Here is a 3,462-nt window from a genome sequence, read left to right on the forward strand (position 1 = left end):
TCGACGCCGGCTTCCACGCCGGTGCGGGAACCGGCGCCGGCCGTGTCATCGGCCACGCCAACGACATCGGCAACGACTACCGCCGCTGCCGCATCGACCTGCACGGCCAAGCGCCCCGTGGTGCTGTTCAACCGCTGGCAGGAAGACTGGTCGGTGCTCGCGAATCCGTGCGTGCCGCGCGCCCCGCTCGACGGCCTGAAATACCTTCCGCTCGGCAACGATCCGGCCTCCTATCTGTCGCTCGGCGTGAACCTGCGCGAGCGTCTCGAGACCAATGACGCGCCGCTGTTCGGGATCGGCTCCGCGCAATCGGATACGTACCTGATCCAGCGCGTCGAGGTGCACGCCGATGCGCATCTCGGCCAGCACTGGCAGTTCTTCGTGCAGTTGCAGGACGCCCGCGCGTTCGGCAAGAACACGGTGTCGCCGGTCGACAGGAACCCGCTCGATCTCGAGCAGGCATTCGCGACCTACACGGGCGCGCTCGGCGGCGGCACGTTCAAGTTCCGCGTCGGCCGGCAGGAGATGGCGTTCGACTTGCAGCGTTTCATCGCCACGCGCGACGGCCCGAACGTACGGCAGGCGTTCGACGCGGTCTGGGCCGTGTACGAGTACCAGAAGTGGCGCTTCATCGGCTATGCGACGCAGCCGGTGCAGAACCGCAACGCGTCAGATTTCGACGACGTGTCGAATCGCGATCTCACGTTCAGCGGCGTGCGCTTCGAGCGGCAGTCGGTCGGGCCGGGCGACCTGTCCGGCTACTGGTCGCGCTACAACCGCGACAACGCGCGGTTCCTCGACGCGAGCGGTCCCGAGCATCGCGACGTGTGGGACGTACGCTACACGGGCACGCTGGGGCGCTTCGACTGGGATCTCGAAACGATGCTGCAGACCGGCACGGTCGGCAACGCGACGATCGGGGCGTGGGCCGTCGGTTCGATCGCCGGCTACAAGCTCGACGCGCCGTGGTCGCCGCGCATCGCGCTGCAGGTCGACGCGGCGTCGGGCGACCGGCATCCGCACGACGGCCGTGTGAGCACCTTCAACCCGCTGTTTCCGAACGGCTATTACTTCACGCTGGCCGGCTATACGAGTTACGCGAACCTGATTCACGTGAAGCCGTCCGTGACGCTGAAGCCGTCGGCGAACCTGTCGCTGCTCGGTGCGCTCGGCTTCCAGTGGCGCGAGACGACCGGCGACGCCGTCTATCAGCAGCCGAACATCCCGGTGCCGGGCACGGCGGGCAAGGGCGGGTTGTGGACCGGGATGTACGTGCAGCTGCGGGCGGACTGGACGATCGCCGCGAACCTCATCGGTGCGATCGAGGCCGTGCATTTCCAGGTCGGCGATGCGATCCGCCAGGCGGGCGGGCACAACGCCGACTATGTCGGCGTCGAACTGAAGTATGGGTGGTGACGGCGGCGCGCAGCCACCCGCGCGCGACATGAAAAAGGGCAGCCCCGCGGGGCTGCCCTTCGTTCGTCCGGGGCGGCGGCGTGGCCGGCCCGTTCGCGGTGATGACGATGCCGTTACAGGTTCGGCGACAGTTGCAGCGCGTTCGTCAGGTCGCCCATCGGCTGCGCGCCGTTGGCCTTCAGCGCGTCGTCGCGCTGTTGCAGGCCCGCGAGGCGCGGCAGCGAGAAGCGGCGCGTGATGAAGCGCAGGATCGAGCCCGTGTCGTATTGCGTATGGTCGACGAAGCCCTTCTTCGCGTACGGCGACACGATCAGCGCCGGAATGCGGGTGCCCGGGCCCCAGCGGTCGGCATTCGGCGGCGCGGCATGATCCCAGAAGCCGCCGTTTTCGTCGTACGTGACGACCACGACCATGTTCTTCCACTGCGGGCTGGCCTGCAGGTGCGCGATCACGTCGGCGATGTGCTGGTCGCCGGACGTGACGTCCGTGTAGCCCGGGTGCTCGTTCAGGTTGCCCTGCGGCTTGTAGAACGTGACCTGCGGCAGCGTGCCCGCATCGATCGCCTTGATGAACTCGGCGCCGTTCGCGCCGCCGTCGAGCAGGTGCTGCGCGCGGCTCGCGGTGCCCGGCGCCTGGTTCGCGAAGTAGTTGAACGGCTGGTGGTGCGGCTGGAAGTTCGGCGTCGACAGATCGGCACCGTAGATCACGTTCGACGTGCCGTTCTGGCTCGCCTGCAGCGCCTGGCCCCACGCGCCGCTGTACCATGCCCACGACACGCCCGCGTTGGTCATCAGGTCGCCGATGTTGGTCGCCGTCTGCGGCGGCATCGTCGACGGATTGGCCGGGTCGGCGAGCAGCGGGTCGCCGCCCGTGGCCGCCTTGTTGCCGCTCGGCTGGTACGCCGGCTGCATCGTGTTGATGCCGTAGAAGTCCGGCGTCAGCGCGCCGTCGTTGACGAACTTCGGCGCGCCGTTCAGCGCCGAGGCCGGCGAGTTCGCCGCGACCTTCAGCGACTTGCCGTCGGCGTTCAGGACTGCGATCTTGCCGGCCGCCGGGCTCTTGTCCGCGTTCGCATAGAACGGCGCGCACGCGCAGATCAGGTACTGGTGGTTCAGGAACGAGCCGCCGAACGCACCCATGAAGAAGTTGTCGGCCAGCACGTACTGCTGCGCGATCTTCCACAGCGGCAGCTTCGACGGATCGGCGGTGTAGTGGCCCATCGTCAGGCCGCCCGCATCGGTCCACGCGGCATACATGTCGTTCTTGCCGCCGTTGATCTGCATCTGGTCCTGGTAGAAGCGGTGCACGATGTCGCGCGTCGCGATGCTCATCGACTGGTTGAAGCCTTTCGGATCGTCGATCGCGAACGGCGTGTTCGGCAGGTTCGCCGTCATCGCCTCGGTCACCGCCGGCGTGATGCCGGTCGCGGTCAGACCGCCCCAGATCTTCGGCAGCGTCGCCATCGTCGAGCCGTCGCGATCCTTTTGCACCGAGTTCGCGGCCGTTGCGTTCTGCAGGCCGTTCGCGCCGGGGAAGTTGCCATACAGGTTGTCGAAGCTGCGGTTTTCCGCGTAGATCACGACAACGTTCTTGACGGCCGACAGGCCTTGCTGCGTGACATCGTCGCCGCCGCAGGCGGTCAGGCTGAGCGCGGCCGCGAGGGCGATCGGCGTATAGCGAATCCAGGCGTGCTTCTTCATGCGATGTTCTCTCTTTCGTCGTTTGTCGCGTGTGGGAACCGGGTTGATGTGCGGCCGGTGCGGGCATTGCGAGGCACCGACCGGTTGCGCGCATTATCTGGAACCGATTTGACAGGCGGGTGTAGGGCCGCTTTCAATTGACTGTCGGTGGAACGTCATGCAACGGTCATGGAACTGACATAAGCTCCGGCCGATTGCCCACCGCTACAAGAAGAACGACGATGCACAGCCTTCTGAAACCCCTCGCGTTCGCGCGATCGTTGACCCCCGCCGCGGCCGCGCTGGCGCTGGCCGCCGGGCTCGCGGCGCTCGCCGGCTGCGATGCGCGGCCCGGCGCGACTACGCC

General features: G+C 67.3%; 2 protein-coding genes. One reads left to right on the plus strand and one right to left on the minus strand.

From position 1 onward, the window contains the following. The first annotated feature begins 21 nt into the window (after window positions 1-21). The gene (locus tag G3N96_RS38005) at window positions 22-1,416 is read left to right on the plus strand and encodes an alginate export family protein (protein WP_346778935.1); all 1,395 of its coding nucleotides are present in this window, start codon (window positions 22-24) and stop codon (window positions 1,414-1,416) included. Between the two features lie 113 nt (window positions 1,417-1,529). On the opposite strand, the gene G3N96_RS38010 is transcribed toward G3N96_RS38005, so the two are convergent. Further along, window positions 1,530-3,116, minus strand: a complete 1,587-nt coding sequence (locus G3N96_RS38010) for an acid phosphatase (protein ID WP_206140423.1) — start codon at window positions 3,114-3,116, stop codon at window positions 1,530-1,532. Window positions 3,117-3,462: the final 346 nt, after the last annotated feature.

It is taken from the genome of Burkholderia sp. Se-20373, from assembly GCF_017104705.1.
Taxonomy (GTDB): Bacteria; Pseudomonadota; Gammaproteobacteria; order Burkholderiales; family Burkholderiaceae; genus Burkholderia.